The 20,258-nt window shown below is 67.5% G+C and carries 16 protein-coding genes; 9 read left to right on the top strand and 7 right to left on the bottom strand.

All coding sequences use genetic code 11. The annotated features are described in order from the left end of the window. The first annotated feature begins 90 nt into the window (after positions 1-90). The gene (locus tag ACK6C6_RS21675; RefSeq protein WP_409269235.1) at positions 91-1,719 is read left to right on the top strand and encodes a M28 family peptidase; all 1,629 of its coding nucleotides are present in this window, start codon (positions 91-93) and stop codon (positions 1,717-1,719) included. On the opposite strand, the gene ACK6C6_RS21670 is transcribed toward ACK6C6_RS21675, so the two are convergent. The 3 genes from ACK6C6_RS21670 to ACK6C6_RS21660 all read right to left on the bottom strand — a co-directional run bounded on the left by ACK6C6_RS21670 (position 1,709) and on the right by ACK6C6_RS21660 (position 5,388). Beyond that, entirely contained in the window at positions 1,709-4,282 is a 2,574-nt protein-coding gene (locus ACK6C6_RS21670) for an ATP-binding protein (protein WP_409269234.1), read from the bottom strand. The two genes, ACK6C6_RS21675 and ACK6C6_RS21670, sit on opposite strands and share 11 nt — an antisense overlap. 81 nt (positions 4,283-4,363) lie before the next feature. Beyond that, complete coding sequence (locus ACK6C6_RS21665) at positions 4,364-4,861, bottom strand: urease accessory protein UreE (RefSeq protein WP_409269232.1); 498 nt, start codon at positions 4,859-4,861, stop codon at positions 4,364-4,366. Next, complete coding sequence (locus ACK6C6_RS21660) at positions 4,855-5,388, bottom strand: GNAT family N-acetyltransferase (protein WP_409269231.1); 534 nt, start codon at positions 5,386-5,388, stop codon at positions 4,855-4,857. The genes ACK6C6_RS21665 and ACK6C6_RS21660 overlap by 7 nt, the downstream gene beginning before the upstream one ends. Before the next feature lie 271 nt (positions 5,389-5,659). Here ACK6C6_RS21660 and ACK6C6_RS21655 point away from each other — a divergent pair, with 271 nt between their 5' ends. Together ACK6C6_RS21655 and ACK6C6_RS21650 are read left to right on the top strand one after the other, a co-directional pair. Then, entirely contained in the window at positions 5,660-6,139 is a 480-nt protein-coding gene (locus ACK6C6_RS21655; protein ID WP_409269230.1) for a chemotaxis protein CheW, read from the top strand. Between the two features lie 47 nt (positions 6,140-6,186). Further along, a complete protein-coding gene (locus ACK6C6_RS21650) occupies positions 6,187-7,797 on the top strand; it encodes a methyl-accepting chemotaxis protein (protein ID WP_409269228.1) in 1,611 nt (536 codons plus the stop codon). Between the two features lie 65 nt (positions 7,798-7,862). On the opposite strand, the gene ACK6C6_RS21645 is transcribed toward ACK6C6_RS21650, so the two are convergent. After that, on the bottom strand, positions 7,863-8,885 hold the full coding sequence (locus ACK6C6_RS21645; protein ID WP_209588091.1) for a porin: 1,023 nt from the start codon (positions 8,883-8,885) through the stop codon (positions 7,863-7,865). Between the two features lie 337 nt (positions 8,886-9,222). On the opposite strand from ACK6C6_RS21645, the gene ACK6C6_RS21640 reads away from it, so the two are divergent. The 3 genes from ACK6C6_RS21640 (at position 9,223) to ACK6C6_RS21630 (ending at position 14,042) form a co-directional block, all read left to right on the top strand. Then, on the top strand, positions 9,223-10,278 hold the full coding sequence (locus ACK6C6_RS21640; RefSeq protein WP_409269226.1) for an aldose epimerase family protein: 1,056 nt from the start codon (positions 9,223-9,225) through the stop codon (positions 10,276-10,278). A gap of 409 nt (positions 10,279-10,687) precedes the next feature. Then, on the top strand, positions 10,688-13,300 hold the full coding sequence (locus tag ACK6C6_RS21635; RefSeq protein ID WP_409269225.1) for a GAF domain-containing protein: 2,613 nt from the start codon (positions 10,688-10,690) through the stop codon (positions 13,298-13,300). Positions 13,301-13,352: 52 nt separating this feature from the next. Further along, complete coding sequence (locus ACK6C6_RS21630; RefSeq protein WP_409269223.1) at positions 13,353-14,042, top strand: fumarylacetoacetate hydrolase family protein; 690 nt, start codon at positions 13,353-13,355, stop codon at positions 14,040-14,042. Here the strand turns inward: ACK6C6_RS21630 and ACK6C6_RS21625 are convergent. Next, positions 14,014-14,829: a hypothetical protein gene (locus ACK6C6_RS21625; RefSeq protein WP_409269221.1), complete on the bottom strand. Its 816-nt coding sequence runs from the start codon at positions 14,827-14,829 to the stop codon at positions 14,014-14,016. The genes ACK6C6_RS21630 and ACK6C6_RS21625 overlap by 29 nt on opposite strands. 150 nt (positions 14,830-14,979) lie before the next feature. On the opposite strand from ACK6C6_RS21625, the gene ACK6C6_RS21620 reads away from it, so the two are divergent. Next, positions 14,980-15,837 (top strand): hypothetical protein, encoded by an 858-nt coding sequence (locus tag ACK6C6_RS21620; RefSeq protein ID WP_409269219.1) that lies wholly within the window; start codon positions 14,980-14,982, stop codon positions 15,835-15,837. Here ACK6C6_RS21620 and ACK6C6_RS21615 read toward each other — a convergent pair. Beyond that, on the bottom strand, positions 15,834-16,871 hold the full coding sequence (locus tag ACK6C6_RS21615; protein ID WP_409269218.1) for an asparaginase: 1,038 nt from the start codon (positions 16,869-16,871) through the stop codon (positions 15,834-15,836). The genes ACK6C6_RS21620 and ACK6C6_RS21615 overlap by 4 nt on opposite strands. Before the next feature lie 398 nt (positions 16,872-17,269). Between ACK6C6_RS21615 and ACK6C6_RS21610 the strand changes: the two genes are divergently transcribed. After that, complete coding sequence (locus ACK6C6_RS21610; protein ID WP_313034840.1) at positions 17,270-17,668, top strand: hypothetical protein; 399 nt, start codon at positions 17,270-17,272, stop codon at positions 17,666-17,668. Here the strand turns inward: ACK6C6_RS21610 and ACK6C6_RS21605 are convergent. Continuing rightward, positions 17,654-18,520 (bottom strand): pirin family protein, encoded by an 867-nt coding sequence (locus tag ACK6C6_RS21605; protein ID WP_409269216.1) that lies wholly within the window; start codon positions 18,518-18,520, stop codon positions 17,654-17,656. The genes ACK6C6_RS21610 and ACK6C6_RS21605 overlap by 15 nt on opposite strands. A gap of 123 nt (positions 18,521-18,643) precedes the next feature. Between ACK6C6_RS21605 and ACK6C6_RS21600 the strand changes: the two genes are divergently transcribed. Beyond that, positions 18,644-20,167, top strand: coding sequence for a dipeptidase (locus ACK6C6_RS21600; protein WP_409269214.1), 1,524 nt, complete (start codon positions 18,644-18,646; stop codon positions 20,165-20,167). Positions 20,168-20,258: the final 91 nt, after the last annotated feature.

Genomic DNA, 20,258 nt, shown 5'->3' with positions numbered 1-20,258 from the left:
GGCAGGGCGCCGCAAGGCAACCGCGCCGAATATGGTTGCCGGGTTAAGATGGCGCTTTTGCCGAGCCGGCATTCCACAATGGATTCTTCGATGCGAATTTCCCGCCTTGCCCTGGCCGCCGCGCTGGGCCTGTCCACCCATGCTGTTGCCCAGCAGGCGCCCGCGGTCTCCGAACCGGTCCTGCGCGGCCACCTGGCCTTCCTCGCGGACGACCTGTTCGAAGGCCGCGGCACCGGCCAGCGCGGCGGCGAGCTTGCGGTGCGCTACCTCGAGACCCAGGCCGCGATCATCGGCCTGAAACCGGCCTTTCCCAAGGGCGAGGGCTACCGCCAGAAGGTCGAGATCGAAGGCACCAGGCTGCTGCCGGGCAGCGCGGTGAGCTTCCAGGCCGGATCCAGGCGCATCGTGCCGGAGATCGGCAAGGGCATCGTGTTCGGCACCGCCAGCGGGCGCACCGAGCTGTCGTTTGACGCGCCGCTACTGTTCGTCGGCTATGGCGTATCGGCCCCCGAGGAGAAGTGGGACGACTACAAGGGCCTCGACGTCAGGGGCAAGATCCTGGTCATGATGGTCAACGACCCGCAGCCCACCGTGGAAGAACCGAAGCGCTTCGCCGGCAAGGCCTACACCTGGTATGGGCGCTGGCTGTACAAGTTCGAGGAAGCCGTGCGCAAGGGCGCGGCCGGGGTGCTGCTGATCCACACGCTGCCGTCCTCGTCCTACCCGTGGAGCGTGCCGGCCAACGGCTTCTCGCACGAGCGCTTCCACCTGGCGGGCCCCGGCAACCCAATCGAAGGCTGGCTGCACGAAGAGACTGCGCGCGAGCTGTTCGCGCTTGGGGGCTTCGACCTCGACACGCTGCGCGCCCAGGCCGAGCGGCGCGACTTCCGTCCGGTGGACCTCAAGATTGCCGCCCACGTCGAGATCAAGTCCGCCATCCGCATGGTCGAGCAGTACAACGTGGCCGGCATCGTGCCGGGCACCGACCCGAAACTGAAGGAACAGGCGGTGGTGTATTCCTCGCACTGGGACCACATGGGCATCGACGAGAAGCCTCAGCCCGGTAAAACGGACCGCATCTACAACGGCGCCATCGACAACGCTTCCGGCACCGCCGCGCTGCTGGCAATGGCCGCCGAGGCGGTCAAAAAGCCGGCGCGCCGCACCCAGGTGTTCCTGTGGCCGGCGGCCGAGGAGCAGGGCCTGCTGGGCAGTGCCGCCTACGTGAAGAACCCGGCAGTGCCGCTGGCCCGGACCGCCGCCGACCTGAATCTCGACAGCCTGAACTTCGTCGGCAAGACGAAAGACATCGGTGTACCGGGCGCCGAACGCAGCACTCTGTACGACACCGCCGCTCAGGTGGCGAAGGGAATGGGACTGAAACTCGCCCCGACCATCCCCGACCTGTCGGGTGCCTACTTCCGCGCCGACCACTTCAATTTCGCCAAGGCGGGCGTGCCGGCCTTTAATGTGGGCTCGGCCGTGTTCTCGGGCGACGGCCACTTCGAGTTCGCCCACGACCACGCCGCCTCGAGCGAGAAGATGGTGGGCTTCAAGAAGGACTACCACCAGGTGAGCGACGAGTACCGCCCCGAGTGGGATTTGTCGGGCATGGTGCAGCAGGCCCAGTTCACCCTCAACCTGGGCTATGCGGTGGCCAACGCGCCCACCATGCCGTCCTGGAAAAAGGGTGACCCCTTCGGCAGCGTCAAACGCTAGAAGGCTCGGCCGCGGCGCCCGCCAGGATCTTCTCCAGCGCCACCATGTCCACCGGTTTCACCAGGTGGTGGTCGAAGCCGGCTTGCGCGCTGTTGCGCCGGTCCTGGTCCTGGCCGTAGCCGGTCACCGCCACCAGGGTCGCACCGGCGGTGGCCGGGTGCCGGCGCAGGCGGCGCGCCAGTTCGTAGCCGTCCATCTCCGGCAGCCCGATGTCGAGCAGGCAGAGCTCGGGCGCGAAGCTGGCGGCCTGCGCCAGCGCCTCGAGCGAGTCGTGTTCGACCCGCACCTCATGCCCTTGCGCGCCCACGTACATCGAGAGCATCTGGGCCGCGTCGACGTTGTCGTCCACCACCAGCACCCTGAGGCTCGATCCTGGCGCCGCGTCGCCGGCGGCGCCGTCCGCGTCACCGGCGCGTTCCTGGCAGCGCGGTAGGCGCACCGTGAAGCTGCTTCCCATGCCATGGCCGGCGCTGCTCACATGGACGCTGCCGCCATGCAGTTCGACCAGGCTGCGCACCAGCGCCAGGCCTATCCCCAGGCCGCCGAGCGAACGGTCGGGCGTGCGCTCGCCCTGCACGAACATGTCGAAGGCGCGCTCCTGTTCCGTAGGGAGCATGCCGATGCCGTTGTCGCGCACCTCCACCATTACGGTCTCGCCGGCGCTGCTTACCGCCACCGCGATGCGGCCGCCGCGCTCGGTGAACTTGGCTGCGTTGTGCAGCAGGTTGCCGACTACCTGCACCAGGCGCTTGCGGTCGCCCAGCACGAAGCAGGGCTGGGGCAGCAGCTGCACCTCGAGGCGGTGCTCCTTGCCGTGCACCAGGGCCTGCACCTGTTCGGCGGCGTCCTGCACGACGGCATTGATGTCGATGCGCTCCTTGGTCAGGACCACCAGGCCGCGCGTGACGCGCGAGACGTCCAGCAGGTCGTCCACCAGGCCGGCCATGTGGCGCGCCTGGCGCGCGATGATGGCGCTGATCTGCTTGACGCGCGCCGGCTCGAGGCTGTCCTGGCCGAGCAGCTGGGCGCCTGAGGAGATCGGCGCCAGCGGGTTGCGCAGTTCGTGCGCCAGCATCGCCAGGAATTCGTTCTTGCGCTGGTCGGCCTGGCGCAGGGCTTCCTCGGCGCGCACGCGCTCGGTGATGTCCTGCATGCTGCCGCGCAGCGCCACCACCCGGCCGTCGGAACCATGCACGCTCTCGCAGCGGTAGTCGAGCCAGATGCGGTGGCCGTCGGCGTGGAAGGCATGCAGCTGCAGCTTGCCGCTGCCGCCCTGGCGCACCAGTTCGCCGGTGAGGCGCTGCACCTGCAGCCACGACTCTTCGCTCAGCACGGTGCCGCGCTGCTGCGGGAAGGGCGGCATCGGCCGCCCGAAGATGTGGGGGACCGAATCGGAGACCTCGATCTCTTCGCTGCCGAGCTTCCACTGCCAGGTGCCGAAACGCGCCAGCATGTGGGTCTCGCGCAGCGCCGATTCCTTGGCGGCCAGCTGGCGCGAGCGTTCCGACAGCAGCGTGGCGGCATCGGCCATGGCCGACGCCACTTCCGCGGCTTCGCGCACGTGCACGTCTTCGAGCGGCGGCAGCGTGTCGCCCATGCCGAGCGCCTGCGCCCGGCCCGTGAGCGCCTGCACCGAGCGCGCCAGGCGGCCGCCGATCAGCCAGGCCAGGCACAGGCCGATCGCGAACAGCGCCGCGGCGACGCCCGCCATCAGGGCAAGCTGGTCCATCAACTCCGTGCGCAGGGATTCACGCTGGATGCCGATCGCCACGCCCCAGCCGCTCAGGGGCGAGCGCGCGAAGCTGGTCAGGAGCGGCTTGCCTTCGCGCGAGCGCGAGGCGATGGTGCCTTCCTGCTGGCGGCTGGCCGCGTCGCGCAACAGCGGGTTGACCGGCTGGCCGATCGACTTGTCGCGGTTCATGTTGCGGTTGAAGATGATCCCCTTGCGGTCGAACAGCGAGGCGACGGCGCCTTCCGGCACCGAGGTCGGGCCCAGCAGGCCGTCGAATTCTTCCGGGCCCAGGCCGATGCTCAGCACGTAGCGCACCTGGCCGCGCACGAGCACCGGCACGTCGACGCTGGCCAGCGCGCTCTTGCGCAGCTGGCCCTGGAACACGTCCGACACCGCCGGCCGGCCGGTGACGAAGACCTGCTCGATGGAAGGGGTGGGGTGGCGCGGCAGCGGGGTGCCGTAGTCGACCGCAGTGTTGATCAGCTGCTGGCCGCTACGGTCGCGCAGCACCGCGTTCATGCGTCCGCCGGCCAGCGCCAGCGCTTCGCGCGCCTGGTAGTGGGTGCGGGCGAAGTCCTCGGCCGCGAGGGCGTCGATGGTGGACAGGGTCTGGGCGATCGAGCGCGCCTCGCGCAGCTTGTTGTCGGTGCTGTGCACCAGGGCGCGCACCGTCTGCAGCGTGTTCTTCTCGATCTGGGCACGCGCCTTCTGGTACTGGTGGACGAACAGGATCGACGCTCCGATGACGCCGGGCAGCAGGGTAGCCAGCACCAGCCAGAGCAGGTAGGCGCGCAGGGGCCTGCGGACGATCGAGGAGCTGGTGCCGGTCACGTTGTATTCTGGACACTTGGTAATGCCTGATTCTACGTGACATTTCACATGAGCACCGACTTAGTATGTGCCCGAGGGCGTTCAGGCGCCGTCCACCTCGACCGGGCGATGGTGTTTCCGTGGCAGCGTTGCCGGCCGATTGGCGACGCCTGCGGGCGGGTCCGTGCCGGCGTCCGCTTCCGGTTCGAACGCGGCCAGCTCTTCCTCCACCGCGGCGCCCAGCTCCAGCACCAGGTCGCGCAGCACCGGGTCGGCGCGCATGCGCAGGCCCCAGGCGCATACCTGCAGCCGGGCGTGGCGCTTGCCGAGCTGGTAGGCGCAGCGCGCCAGCACCAGCGGATCGCGGCAGCGCAGCGCATAGGTCGGTTCCGGCGCGGCCGCCACGCGCACCACGCGGCCGTCGTCGCCGCGCAGCAGGTCGCCGTGGCGCAGCGGGGCGCCGCGCGGCAGGAACAGCGCGACCTCTTCGCCGCAGGCCAGGGTGGCGCGCATGCGGCAGCGCTCGCGCCGCTCCCAGGGCAGCGCCAGGGTGCCGTGCACCCGCGCGGCCGCGTCGATGCGGGTATTCAGGATCAGCATGGGCGCACGCGCGAGAACAGGGTCTTGTACCAGATCGCCGCGGCGCGCCAGTGCCCGTTCGGGGTCGAGCAGTACTCGGGCAGTTCGCCCACGCGGACGTAGCCGACCTTGCCGACCAGCTGCTCGGCCGTGGCGCCGGCTTCGGTTTCGAGGAACAGCAGGCCGCGGCGCAGCGACAGCGCCTCGATCTCGGCCGCTTCCAGCAGGGCGCTGCCGATGCCGCGCCGGCGCATCGTGCAATGCACCAGCATCTTCTGCAGTTCGGCGCGGTTGCTGCCGTTCGGTTTCTGGCACAGGTCCAGCTGCACGCTGCCGACCAGCACTCCGGTGCGCTCGGCGGCCAGCAGCACGCGGGTGCCGCGCGCCACCTCGCGCTCCACGCCGCACCAGTACGCCTCGAGCTGCACGTCGTCGAGGCCCGCCAGGAAGCCGAGCGAATGGCCATCGGCGACCGCGTCCAGCAACAGGGTGGCGAGCTGGGTGCGCACCTTTCCGATGGCGCGCGCATCGAGTCTGCGGATGATCATGCCTGCCTCTCATGGTGTTGACACCCTTGGTCCATGCAGGATACGTGCCAGCCCTGGAGGGGGCGAACGGTCGTGCGATATGTTTACTGAACAATAAGAACTCAGCGGTGAAGCGGGACAAAGGCGTTGCAAAGGCGCCATACCGTGCACCGTTTTGGCAAATAAATCGCCTTGTTTTGCCGTTTCGCCATCGAATCCGCACCAGATTGGACGTAATGTATCTTGCGCTCAGGCAATATGACCTTGCGCAAGAAACCAGAAAGTGACAACGATGGATACCCACAAGACCAACCAAGACAACGAAGTGCTGTCCTTCCGCCTGGCGAAGGAAGAGTACGCGATCAGCATCCTGAAAGTGCAGGAAATCCGAGGCTACGAAGAGCCCACGATGCTGCCGAACGCACCGGCCTGCATCAAGGGGATCATGAACCTGCGCGGCTCGATCGTGCCGATCGTCGACATGCGCATCCTGTTCAATCTGGGCGAGCCGAGCTACGACCAGTTCACCGTCGTCATCGTGCTGAACATCAGGAACCACGTGATCGGCATGGTGGTCGACAGCGTCTCGGACGTGGTCACCCTGATGGACGAACAGATGCGTCCGGCGCCCGACATGGGCGCTACCACCGACGGCGACACCATCCTCGGCCTGGGCACGGTCGGCGAGCGCATGCTGATCGTGCTCGACATCGACAAGCTGATGAGCTCCGAGCAGCTCGGCCTGATCACCAACGTACAGAAAGCCGCCTGAGCGGATACCACCCACCGGGCAGGACATCCAGCCATAAGGAGAACCACATGAACCTCGCCAACCTGAAAATCGGCACGCGCCTCGGCCTCGGCTTCGGCCTGCTCTGCGTCCTGCTCGTGTGCATGATCGTGATGAGCACGACCATGCTGGGCCGCATCAATGCAGGCACCGATGAAATCGTCAACAACCGCATGCCGAAACTCGAGATGACCGGTCATCTGCTCGGCCAGGTCGACGTGATCGCCATCGCACTGCGCAACATGATGCTCAACGAAGAGCGCAGCGACCGTACCAAGCAGATCGAGGCAATCGCCGCCGCGCGCAAGGCGATCGAGGCCGACATGACCCAACTGGACAAGACCCTGCAGAATCCGCAGGCACGCGCGCTGCTGGACCGGATGAAGCAGCAGGCCGGCCGCTACCTGCAGGGCCAGGAGCAGCTGCTCAAGCTCGTCAACGACGGACTGGACGAGGAAGCGCGCCAATACCTGGCCGAAGAGCTACGTCCCAGGCTGGCGGAGCTGAAGAAGGACATCAACGAGCAGGCGGCCTTGCAGAAATCGATCGCCATGGACAAGGCTGGCGAAGCCCAGCGTACCTACGACAACACCGTCCGCATGATGTGGGCACTGGGCGCGCTCGCCCTGGCCCTGGCGGCAGGCGTGGCATGGTGGATCACCCGTTCGATCACCCGCCCGGTGCAACGCGCGCTGGAAGTGGCGAATACGGTCGCCGCCGGCGACCTGAGCAGCCGCATCGAGGTGACGACCCGTGACGAAGCCGGCCAGCTCCTGCAGGCGCTGAAGGCCATGAACGAGAACCTGGCGCGCACCGTCGGCACAGTGCGCAGCGGCACCGATGCCATCACCGTGGCCGCCTCGGAAGTCGCGGCCGGCAGCCAGGACCTCTCGAGCCGTACCGAACAGCAGGCGTCCTCGCTGGAAGAAACCGCGTCCTCGATGGAAGAACTGACCTCGACCGTCAAGCAGAACGCCGACAATGCGCGCCAGGCCAACGTGCTGGCGGAAGCGGCCTCGCAGGTGGCGCTGCGCGGCGGCACCGTGATCGGCCAGGTGGTGGGCACCATGTCCGACATCGATGCATCGGCCGGCAAGATCAGCGACATCATCGGCGTCATCGACGGTATCGCCTTCCAGACCAACATCCTGGCCCTGAACGCCGCCGTTGAGGCGGCGCGTGCGGGCGAGCAGGGCCGCGGCTTCGCGGTGGTGGCGACCGAAGTGCGCAACCTGGCGCAGCGTTCGGCGGCGGCGGCCAAGGAAATCAAGGCCCTGATCAACGACTCGACCGACAAGGTCGCGAACGGCAGCAAGCTGGTGGCCGAAGCCGGCGCCACGATGCAGGAGATCGTCGACAGCGTGCGCCGCGTGACCGACATCATGGGCGAGATCACCTCGGCCAGCCAGGAGCAGACCGCCGGCATCGAGCAGATCAATCAGGCCGTGGTCGAGATGGACCACGTGACGCAGCAGAACGCCGCGCTGGTGGAAGAAGCGGCCGCCGCCGCCGAAGCGATGAAGGACCAGGCGGCCAAGCTGAACGCGGCGATGGCGGCCTTCCGCATCGGCGCCGGCGAACAGGCGGCGCCGGAACCCGTGCGCGCACCGCAGCGTGCCTTGAAGGCGCTCGCGGCGTAAGAACGCCCGGGGCAAAAAAAACGGCAAGCCGCATGGGCTTGCCGTTTTTGCTTGGGGACGCTCGTTTAGAACGAGTGACGCACGCCCACGTTGAACACCGACGGATCGGCGCCGAGCGCGGTGGCCGGCGGTGCGAAAGTACCGCCTGCCGAAGCCAGGCCGAAGGCTGCGCGGCCGTTGTTGCGCACGCGGCCATACGAGCTGTACAGGTTGGTACGCTTGGACAGGGTATAGCTGTAGGCGACCGAGAAGCCATTGCCCTTGGCGCCGGTTGCCAGCTTCTGCTGGTGGCCCGACAGGTAGAACTTGTTCGGGCCCGAGGTGAACACGCCGCCCAGGGTGATGAACTTGTACTCGTTGTTCGCGCCGGTCGGGTCGGCTTCCAAGTAGGCCGCGCGCAGGTCGAAGGCGCCGAAGTTGTAGCCGGCGCCGAGTGCGTATTCCTTGTCGTCGCCGGTGGCCAGGCGCTCGGTCTGCTGGTAGCCCGCGCCCAGGTACAGCGGGCCGTTCTTGTATTCGACGGCGGCGCCGACCAGGTTGCCCGACGGGTCGTCGGTCTGGCGTTCGCCGGCGCTGTAGGCGGCCAGGAAGGTCAGGCCGCTCAGGTCGTTGCTCTTGTAGTTCACCGAGTTCGACAGGCGGCGGGTCAGGCGGCCGTTGCCGAAGCTGGTCAGGGTCGAGCCGTAGAAGCCGTGGCCGAGCGGGTCGGCCGACTGGGCCACCGCGGCGATCGGGCCGTACTCGCGGCCGATGGTCACGGTACCGAAGGAACCCTGCAGGCCGACGACGGCGCGGCGCTGGAAGGTGCCGGCGGCATCCTGGGCGCCGCTGTCGAGGGCGACGCCGGCTTCGATGTTGAAGAGCGCCTTCAGGCCATTGCCCAGGTCCTCGGTGCCACGGAAGCCGATGCGGCTGGTGGACTGGGTGCCCGAGCTGATCACGGTGCGGCTGTCTTCACCCGGTGCGTCGGTGTCTTCGATGCCGACCGAGGCATCGGCGATGCCGTAGATCTGGACGCTGGTTTGCGCTTGGGCGGCTGCCAACGGCAGGAGGGACAGCATGGCGATGGCCAGACTCTTCTTTTTCATTGATATCTCCAGTGTGGATGAATGGTGTTTCCGAACGCCGTTCTTGTTGTCGATTTAAAATATTGACAGAAACGTACAGTTGCAAAAAGCTTACATTACCAGTGCACTCGAAATGATGCCACGATTCGTTAGCTCTTTGCTTATTCGGTTTTTGGAAAGCATGTGCGCGTCGCCAAAAAGCTGCACGATCCAGCGCAAACTAAGTGGTTCTACTTAGGGTGCTGTTGTATTTAGGTAACGAAACCGCCATGCCGGACGGGCGGGCTACGTTGCGCAGGACTGTCTGCACACCATGTTAGGATCGGTTCATCGACCCACATCCAAGGACAAGAACAACGTGCGCACCGGTATCACACAAGCCCCCTTCGGCACACTGCCGGACGGCGAGGCCATCACCCAGTTCACGCTCACCAATGCCGGCGGCATGGTAGCCAGGATCATCGACTTCGGCGGCATCATCACCGAGCTGCACGCCCCGGACCGTGACGGCAGGCTGGCCGACGTCGTGCTGGGCTTCGACACGCTCGCACCCTACGGATCCGACAGCCCGTATTTCGGGGCCCTGATCGGGCGCTACGGCAACCGCATCGCCAAGGGCCGGTTCACGCTCGACGGCCGGGAATATGCGCTGCCGACCAACAACGGCAACAATCACCTGCATGGCGGCGTCCCCGGCTTCGACCGGGTGAAGTGGAGCGCCACGGTGGAAGGCAACAGCCTGCGCCTGGCCTATACCAGCCGCGACGGCGAGCAGGGCTACCCGGGCACGCTGGACGTCATCGTGGTGTATGAACTCCTCGATACCAACGAACTCGTCGTCCGCTTCCATGCCGTGACCGACGCGCCCACGCCGGTCAACCTGACCCAGCACAGCTACTTCAACCTGGCCGGTGGCGGCGACATCCTCGGCCACGTCCTCTCCATCGATGCCGATGCGTTTGTCGCCATCGACGAGGAATCGATCCCGACCGGGGCGCTGGCGCCGGTGGAGGGCACGCCCTTCGATTTCCGCACGCCGCGTCCGATCGGTTCGCGCATCGAGGAAGACGACGTCCAGCTGCGCAACGGCCAGGGCTATGACCACTGCTTCGCGCTCGACAAGCCGAACGGCAAGGGCATGACGCGCGCGGCCCGCGTGCTCGAGCCGAACTCCGGCCGGGTGCTGGAGCTGTTCACCGAAGAACCGGGCGTGCAGTTCTACAGCGGGAACTTCCTGGACGGCTCGCTCACCGGCAAGGGGCAGGCCTATGCCCATCGCAGCGGCTTGTGCCTGGAGCCGCAGCACTTCCCCGATTCGCCCAACCAGCCGCATTTCCCGAACGTGATCCTGCGTCCGGGCGAGGTGTACCAGACCGAGTCGCGCTTTCGCTTCTCTGTCGATCGCCAAGGCTGATCACTCCAGTGAGATGTCCAGCCGCTCGATCAGGTCAAGCGGGCGGCGCGCGACAGCGGCTATGGCACGGAATACAAGCTGCGCCGCGCCTTTTCCACCCAGCTGGGCGTCCTGCCCAGCGAGTACCAGTCGCGTTTCAGCTAGTCCGGCGCTATCGCGCGCGGCTCATCCGGATAGCTCGTTATAATCGTCCGCTTACAAAAAGTTAGCGGCGATACAACAAACCACGGCGACAGGTTTCCCACTCCTGCGACCGGGCGCCGCGTGGAATCGAACCGGGACTATCCTGATGAGTAACGAAAGCAGTCTCTCCCTTCTCGCGGAAGGTAGCGCGACGCTGCCCGGCCAGGCGATCGAACGACCCTGGCCCGTCTTCCCCTCCGTAAAACCCGACAATTGGCCCGAAGGCATGCAAGCCATCGCCGACCTGATCGTCGCCTCGCAGTTTCCGATGGCGATCGCCTGGGGGCCGGAACTCAGGCTGTTCTATAACGACGCCTATGCCTCCCTGCTGGGCGACAAGCATCCCGGCGCCATGGGCCAGCCGCTCCCGCTGGTGCGTCCGGAACTCTGGCCGCGCCTGCAGCCTTACGTCATGGAAGCCCTGTCGGGCCAGCCGGCCCAGTTCGAGAATGCGCTGCTGGAGTTCCACCGCAACGGCAAGCTGGAACGGCGCTACTTCTCGTCCTCGATCACCCCGGTACGCCACAATGGCGAGATCATCGGCGTGTATTTCGTGCTGTCCGATTGCACCTCGCGCGTGCTCGCCGAGCAGCGCCATGCCTTCCACCTGAAGCTGAGCGACACGCTGCGCGGCCTGATCGATGCGGTGGACGTGATGCAGGCCGCGAGCCGGCTGACCGGCGAATACCTCGGCGTGGCGCGGGTCGGCTACGGCGAGATCGACAGCTCCGGACGCATGGTGAGCGTGGACCGCGACTGGACCGACGGCGGCATCGCCAGCCTGGCCGGAGAATCGCGCGAACTCGACAGCTTCGGGCCGGCCATCATCGACCAGTTGCGCCGTGGGCGCACCCTGCGCCTTGACGATATCTCCCTGGACGAGCACGCGGCGCCGTATGCGGCCGGCTATGCCAGCATCGACGCGCGCTCGATGATCATCGTGCCGCTGATCGAAGAGGGACGCCTGGCGGCCATCTTCTACCTGCACCAGCAGCGCGTGCGCCACTGGAGCGACCAGGAAGCCGCGCTGGCCGAGGACGTGGCGCGCCATACCCGCGAGGTGGTGCGACGCGCCCGCGTCGAGGAATCGCTGCGCGACGAGAAGCGCGTGCTCGAGATGGTCAACCGTACCGGCCAGGCGCTGGCCTCGACCCTCGACCTGGGCACGCTGCTGCAGGCGATCACCGACGCCGGCACCGAGCTGGCGGGGGCGCGCTTCGGCGCTTTCTTCTATAACGCAGAAGACGAGCATGGCGAGCGCCTGCAGCTGTATACCCTGTCCGGCGCCCTGCGCGAGGACATGGAGCGCCTCGGCAAGCCGCGCGCCACCGAGATCTTCCGCCCCACCTTCGACGGCGAAGGCGCGATCCGCAGCGACGACATCACCGCCGATCCGCGCTATGCGCAGCTGGGCCCCGGCAGCGGCATGCCGCCCGGCCACCTGGCGGTGCGCAGCTACCTGGCGGTGCCGGTGGTGTCGCGCGCGGGGCGGGTGCTGGGCGGGCTGTTCTTCGGCCATCCGGAAGCGGGCGTGTTCACCGAGCGCACCGAACGCATCGTCGCCGGCGTGGCCGGCCAGGCCGCCATCGCGATGGACAATGCGCGCCTGTACGAGGTGGCCCAGAAGTCGGCGCAGGAACGCGACGCGCTGCTGCAGAGCGAGCGCGCGGCGCGCGTGCAGGCCGAGCGCCTGAGCCACGCCAAGGACGAGTTCCTGGCGATGCTGGCGCACGAGCTGCGCAATCCGCTGGCGCCGATCAGCAGTTCGGCCAGCCTGCTGTCGATGCAGTTCAAGGACGAGCCGCGCATCCGCCAGACCAGCACCATCATCAGCCGTCAGGTGCGCCACATGAGCCGCCTGATCGACGACCTGCTGGACGTGTCGCGCGTCACGCGCGGGCTCGTCAAGCTCAAGCTGGACGTGGTCGACTTCCGCGACATCGTCTCGGGCGCGCTCGACCAGGCGCGCCCGCTGCTCGAAGAAAAGAGCCATGCAGTGCAGCTGGCCTTGCCGCCCGCTCCCGTGTACGTGCGCGGCGACCAGACCCGCCTGGTGCAGAGCGTGACCAATATCCTCAACAACGCGGCCAAGTACACCCAGAAGGACGGACGCATCGCGCTGGCGCTCGACAGCAGGGACGGGCGCATGTGCCTGGACATCAGCGACAACGGTTCCGGCATGCCGCCGGAGCTGCTGCCGAGCGTGTTCGACCTGTTCACCCAGGGCGCACGCACGCTGGCGCGTTCGCAGGGCGGGCTCGGGCTAGGCCTGACCCTGGTCAAGCGCCTGGTCGAGCTGCACGGTGGCGAGGTCGGCGCGCACAGCGACGGCGTCGGCCTGGGCAGCCGCTTCACGCTCGCGCTGCCCTGCGTGGAGGCGGCGCCCGACGCCGGCGTGGCGACCGGGCCGCTGCAGCAAGAGAGCGCGCGGCTGGGCCGGCCGCTGCGCCTGGTCCTGGTGGACGACAATGCCGATGCGGCCGACAGCCTGTCGCAGCTGCTGGGCGTGCAGGGCTATCACACGGCGGTCGAGTACGACGCGCGCTCGGCCCTGCGCCGCGCGCGCGCCGAGCGCCCGGATGCCATGCTGGTCGACATCGGCCTGCCCGACATCGACGGCTACCACCTGGCGCAACAGCTGCGCGCGATGCCGGAAACGCGCCACACGGTGCTGGTGGCGATCACCGGCTACGGCCAGGCCAGGGACCGCGAGCGCGCCATCGAGGCCGGCTTCGCCCACCACCTGGTCAAGCCGGTGGACATGACGGCGCTGGGGCGCGTCCTGGAATCGGTCGGCGCCAGCGCGGCGCGCGCGGAGTCGCTGGCGACCGCGCCCTGACGAAGCGCCGGCCAGGCGGTTATCATGGGCGCTCGTCCATGAAAGGATTCGCATGTCCAGTTACGTCATCACCGCCCCGGCCCGGCCCTCGCTGGCCGTGGCGGACAGCCAGGAACGCTTCCCGATCCGCCGCGTGTTCTGCGTCGGCCGCAACTACGGCGCCCATGCGCGCGAGATGGGAAGCGATCCGAACCGCGAGCCGCCCTTCTTCTTCACCAAACCGGCCGACGCCGTGGTGCCGGCCAGCGGCGCCGTGCCATACCCGCCCGCCACCCAGGACCTGCATCACGAGGTCGAGCTGGTGGTGGCGCTCGGCGCCGGAGGCAGCAACATCGACCCGAGCGATGCCATGTCGCTCGTGTGGGGCTATGGCGTAGGCCTGGACCTGACCCGGCGCGACCTGCAGGCGCAGGCCAAGGATGCCGGCCGGCCCTGGGACATGGCGAAGGGTTTCGACGCCTCGGCGCCGTGCAGCCCGCTCATTCCGGCAGCGAAGCTCGGCCATCCGCAGGATGCGCGCATCTGGCTCGAGGTGAACGGTGCGCTGCGCCAGGAGGGAAACCTGAACGAGATGATCTGGCCGATCGCGGATGTCATCGCGCACCTGTCGCGCCTGGTCACGCTGGCGCCCGGGGACCTGATCTATACCGGCACGCCGGCGGGTGTTGCGGCATTGACGCCGGGCGACCGGGTGCGCGGCGGCGTGGATGGGGTCACGGAGTTCGCGTTGTCGATCGCGTGATGCGCTCGGCGATCAGCGCCTCCATCTGCGCCAGCAGTCCTTCTCTCGCCGCATCGATCTGCGCCCCATTGGTCTTGCTGGACAGCGCAGCACGCTCCTTGCGCCCCAGGAAGTACGCCACCCGCTCAGCATTCGCCCCCGACGGATGCGGCAGCCCGTGCAGCACACGTCCGGCAGGAATCACGCCTTCGGCGACCAGCCAGTCGAGCGTCTCGCTGACGCTGGCGCCCATCGGGATGTACAGCGCGTCCGGCAGCTGGCGCGCCTCCTGCGCGAACCAGCGCAGTACCTGCTCGCGCAGGAAGGCGTTACGCAGCGGCGAGGGCGAGCCGCTGTAGTTCTTGCCGTCCACAAAGATCGGATGGCGCAGGATCGCGCTCACCTGTACCAGCCCGGCATCCTCGCCGAACAGGGTGGCGCAGCCGGCGATGCCGAGCCAGCGCTGCACGCCGATCGCATCGAGCAGGGCCACGAAATTGGGCCGGATCGCGCCGCTGAAGGCGCCCGCCAGCCGCGCCGCGCGCAGCAGCTCGGCGTCGCCACTGCCTGCCGCCAGCTGGCGCTGCGCCTCGCGCATCGCGTTCTTCCACTGCACGAAACCGGGCGTGATGCCGGCGACCACGATGCGCGCCTGCGGGTGGATCGATTCGAAGGGAATGTAGTAGGCGCTGTAGCGTCCTTCGCGGCCCAGCAGGAAGGTCTCGGGGATCTGTGCGGGCGCCGCCACCTGCGCCAGGTCGAGCTTGCGGATCGCTTCGCGGTAGCGGGGAAAGAGCGGTTCTGGCATCGGGATCGGCGGTCGCTGAAAGCCTCATGGTAGCGCACCCCGGTACGGCAGCGCGAACGCATGCATTGCCACGAAAACTGGTACGCTGTCTCCATCGATGGATGGCCGCAGGATTCACAAAAACACGCGGCCCGGGAAGGGGAGGATGCCATGGCCGACGTGGCGCTGATCACGGTGCACGGGATGGGGGAAACCCCGCCCACCTATGCCGATGGGTTGATGGACCGGCTGCGCGGGCAGCTAGGCAGCCTGGCGGGGCAGGTGGTGATGCGCTCCGTGTACTACCAGAAGATCCTGCAGGACAACCAGAACTATGTGTGGGAGCGTACCCGCGAACACAGCATGGTGCGTTACCCCGACCTGCGCAAGTTCGTGCTGTTCGGCTTCGGCGACGCGGCCGGGCTCGAGAACCGCAAGGAGATCCCCGGTTCGGTCTACGAGCTGGCGCAGGGCGAGATCGCGCGCACGCTGCTGTCGGCGCACGCGCTGCGGCCCGGCATGCCGGTGGTGTTCGTGGCGCAGTCGCTCGGCTGCCAGGTCCTGTCGAGCTACATCTATGACGCCCAGAAGGCGGCCAGGGGCCAGCCCGTCGGCGCCGGCATCTGGCGCAACATCGATGCCTGGGCGCTAGCTGCCATCGGGCGCGCGCTTACCGCGAGCGAGAAGACCTTCCTGGGCGCGGGCACCTGCGCTGCGCTGGTCACGACCGGCTGCAACATCCCGGTGTTCATCGCCGCGCACAAGATCATGCACATCATCCCGATCGAGCGGCCGACCTCGCTCTTCAAGTGGATCAACTTCTATGATCCGGACGACGTGCTGGGCTGGCCGCTGCAGCCCCTGCCGGGCGGCTACAACGAACTGGTGGAAGACCGCATCGTCAACGCCAGCGGCGGTGTCGCCAGCCTGCTGCTGCGCAGCTGGAACCCGTTCTCGCACAACAGCTACTGGGACGACGCCACCGTCGTCGCCGCCATCGCCGCCATGCTGCGCCGCCTGGCCGCCTAGGACAGCGGATCGGCCTGCGGCATCAAGGTGAACAGGGTGCGGATGTCGCCCGCCTCGGTGCCGCGCGCGTTGCGGATCGGCGGCTGGCGGAATTCTTCCAGCTGCGCGCGCCGCTTCTCGTCGAGCAGGCCGAGCTGGTCGAGCACGCTGTACACCGCCGGGTGCAGGGCGCGGCTGTTGCCGTCCGCAATCTTGATCGCGATGCCCAGCCCCGCCGAGCGGATGCCGATTGCCTGCACCGCGTCGGCGCCGATCTTCGCGACCCAGTCGCCGCCGCCGGCCGTCATCCAGGCCAGGTCGGTGCGCGCCGTGCCCGAGACCAGGTCGGGCCGCGCCGTCATGGCATCGAACAGCATGCCCATGGCGCCGCCCAGCTGCGGGTCGGCGGCGCCTTGCGCGAGGCGCGCATACAGGTGCGCCAGGGTCGACAGGGGCATCGCATAGTTCGGCGCCGAGCAGCCGTCGAGCCCGACCTGCATCCAGTCGGCCGGCATGCCCACCACCTCGGACAGCGTGCTGCGGATCGCCTGCTGCAGCGGGTGGCTGCGCTCGACATAGCCGCGGGTGGGCGCGCCGTGCAGGCGGCACCAGGCCAGGAAGCCGCTGTGCTTGCCCGAGCAGTTGTGATGCAGCGGGGTCCAGCTGCGGTCCTGGGGCACCGGCTGGCCGGTGAACTCGTAGAACAGCGGCGTGGCGCAGCCGCATTCCAGGTGGCCGGGATCGAGGCCGATCTTGTCGAGGATGGCTTCCACGCCCTGCAGATGCTTCTCTTCGCCGGAGTGGCTGGCGCACAGCAGCGCCAGCTCGTCGCGGCTCAGGCCGAAGCGCGCGGGACCATCGGACAGGATGAAGGGCAGGGCCTGGAAGGGCTTGAGGGCCGAGCGCGTGAAGGTGGGGTAGAGCGGGTCGCCGCTCGCGTAGAGCAGGCGGCCCTGCACGTCGACGACCGCGATCGAGCCGGCATGGATGTTCTCGATGACGTAGCCGGAATCGGGGTAGCCGCGCGTGGTGGCGACGAGGGGAATGGCGTGCATGGTGTCGTGGCAAAAGGTGTGTGGAAAGCGATCGGAACCCTAATGTAAGGCATTGCGCAACATGCAGACGCACGTTCCCGCATATGCATGGAAGCGTCGCGTTTCGCCCGTCAATCCAGGCTTTCCGGGACATCTGCACGGCGTGCAGACGTCCAGAACCGGCGCCCATATGCATGCCCCGCCTGGTAGCTGTTTTCTGCATTTCGTCGCGCGTTTTCCGCGTTCCAGCGCTTCCGGCTTGAGCCTGCACGGCGTGTCGCTACACTTCCCTCATCGCCAGACAAACCGAGAGAAACGCTGGCGAAACTGAACAACGTGGTCCGAGCGGCGCGAGCAGAACCAGCCCTGAGTCGCACAGGTCCGAACCCATTCAATTTCGACTTGAAAGGAAGTACATCATGCGCACCAAACTGCTGCTGGCCGCCGCCGCCACCTTCTTCACCCTGACCGCCAGCGCGGCACCGCAAGGCACCGTCTCCGAGCGCGTCGACGTGGTCGGCGCCCAGCCGAAGCAGGCGCAGATGGCTGCCTTCATGTTCGACCGGGTGCAGGGCGAATACCAGCTCGACGACGGCCGCGTCCTCACCGTGAGCGGCAAGCGCGATGGCCAGGCCCGCAAGCTGTACGCCGACCTCGGCGACGGCGCCACCGAGATCGTCCACGTCGGCAAGAACCGCTTCGTGGCGATGAACAAGGACCTGCGCCTGTCCTTCGACCGTCCGAACGAGCGCCGCGTGGTCGACACGGTCCGCGTCAGCAACCTGGCCGGCCGCCAGGTCGCCCTAGCCCAGCGCTGAGCCGAAACGCCCGGCCTGGTAATCGTCGATGGCCTGCGCGATCTCCTCGCGCGTGCTCATCACGAAGGGGCCGTGAGAAACCACCGGTTCCCGGATCGGTTCCGCATGGCCGAACACCACCAGGGCGTCCTGGCTGGCGCGGATCTCGACCGTGTCGCCGGTCTCGTCCAGCTCCACCAGGTGCATCGGGCTGACCAGGTCGGCATGGTTGCCCACCTGGACCACCCCGCGCGCGACGTAGAGGAACACGTTGCGCCCCTCCAGTCCACCAAAGCGGATGCTGCCGCCCGCGCGCATCTCCAGCGTGCTCATGAACACGCCGGTGAGCGAATGCACCGGGCCCGTGCTGCCTTCCCATTCCCCCGCAATCAGGTTCAGCAACACCTTGCCCTCGTCGACCGCCAGGGCAGGGATGTCGGCGCGCTGCAGGCCGGTGTAGGCCGGCTCGCTCATCTTCAGGCGCGAGGGCAGATTGACCCACAGCTGCAGGATCTCGATCGGGCCGCCCTGCTCGAGGAATGCGCGTGGCGAGACCTCGGCATGCACGATGCCGCGCCCGGCCGTCATCCACTGCACGCCGCCGGCATGGATTACGCTTTCGTGGCCGGCATTGTCGCGGTGGGCCAGCATGCCTTCCAGGATGAAGGTGACGGTCTCGAAGCCGCGGTGCGGGTGCGGGCCGAAGGGCAGGCCGCGGTTGTGCGGCGGGTAGGTCTGCGGGCCGTGGTGATTGAGGAAGAGGAAGGGATCGATCTGGTCGACCAGGCGTCCGGGCAGCGGGCGCTGCGTGATGAGGTCGCCGATATCGTCGCGCATCGCGGGATGCAGGCGGTGGACACTGCGGGCTGTCATGGTGGGTCGCTCCTATGGTTCATTGGTCCTAACGATACTCCAAGGCCCCGTCTCGGGCGCACACGCCTGTGCTAGACTTCTTGCGCTTTTGCAACCATCGCTTTGCACTGGAGACGGGACCTCATGATTCGAAAAACACTGCTGGCCAGCCTGCTGCTGGCTTCCTTCACGCTGCCCGCCGCAGCGGCCCCGGCGCCCGTCAAGGCCCCGAGCGAGGTCGCCGTCAAGACCGCCAAGTACGCGGCCAGCACCTACCGCAAGGACATCGTCGACACGCTGGCCAAGCTGGTGAGCTACAACACGGTGGCCGACAAGAACGTCCCGTCCGACAAGAACCCGGTCCACATCGCCTTCAAGGAAGCGCTGAAGGCGGAAGCCCAGCGCCTGGGACTGGACTACGCCGACCACGGCTGGACCGTGATCATCGGCCTGGGTCAGGGCAGCGAACGCGTCGGCGTGATCACGCACGGCGACGTGCAGCCGGTCGACCCGAGCAAGTGGAAGAAGTCGCCCTTCGTGCTGGACCGCATCAGCGAGCCGGGCAAGCTGCTGGCGCGCGGCGCCGAGGACGACAAGGGCCCGATCGCCACCGCCATGTACGCGATGAAGTCGATCAAGGACAAGGGCCTGCCGCTGTCCAAGCGCATCGAACTCTATGTGTACATGGGCGAGGAGTCCGACTGGCAGCCGCTGGTGGAGTTCCTCAAGACCCACCAGCCGCCGCAGGTCAACATCACGCTCGACGCCGAATACCCGGCGGTGACGGCGGAGAAGGGCTCCGGCCTGGTCGCGGTGACGATCCCGAAGGCGGGCGCGGTCGCGCCGCCGCGAGGCGAAGCCTACGTGGCGGAATTCGGCGGCGGTTTCTTCATCACCCAGATTCCCGAGGATGCCAGCGCCGTGATCGCCAACGCGACCCCGGAGATCGAGCAGGCCATCCGCGCGCGCGGCGCCAAACAAGAAGGCATGCAGTACAGCTTCAACTGGGAAGGCAGCAGCTTGAGCGTGAAGGCCAAGGGGGTATCGGCCCACTCGTCCAAGCCGGAAGACGGCGTCAACGCGGTCAGCATGCTGGCCGATGCGCTGGCCGTGCGCCCCTGGGCCAACACGGTCGCCGGCGGCGCGGTGAACTACCTCAACGAGATGGTGGGGACCGGCATCTACGGCGAGAAGTTCGGCGCCATCGCCTACCGCGACAGCTTCATGGGTCCGATGAGCTTCGCGCCGACCGTGATCAAGCAGAACGACGACGGCATCGAAGTGCAGATCAACCTGCGCCGTCCGCAGGGCAAGAGCAGCGAGCAGCTGACCAATGAAGTCAATGCCGCGCTGGCGCAGTGGCAGGCGCGCCGCCTGCCGCTGGCCAACGTCAAGGTCCGCATCGGCGAGCCCTGGGTGCAGAAGAATGCGCCGCACCTGCCGACCCTGATGAACGTGTTCTCGTACTTCACCGGCATGAAGGATCCGCAGCCGATCGCGATCGGCGGCGGCACCAATTCGCGCCTGTTCCCGGGGGCAGTGAGCTTCGGTCCGGCGATGCCGGGCAAGGTCTACACCGGCCACTCCGAGCACGAGTTCATCACCGAGAAGCAGCTGCTGCTGAACCTGCAGATGTACACGGCGGTGCTGGTCGAACTGGCCAGGTAAGCGCGCACGCTGACATTCCAGCCCCGGCACCGTCCGGGGTTTTTTGGCGCTGTCACCGTTAGGTGTTGAAGATCTTGAACTGTTGAGCTGT

This window comes from Massilia sp. BHUDP2 (assembly GCF_046236355.1).
GTDB classification, from domain to species: domain Bacteria; phylum Pseudomonadota; class Gammaproteobacteria; order Burkholderiales; family Burkholderiaceae_D; genus Telluria; species Telluria varians.
Note: the sequence above shows the minus strand (reverse complement) of the source record. Positions and strands in the feature narration are given on the sequence as shown.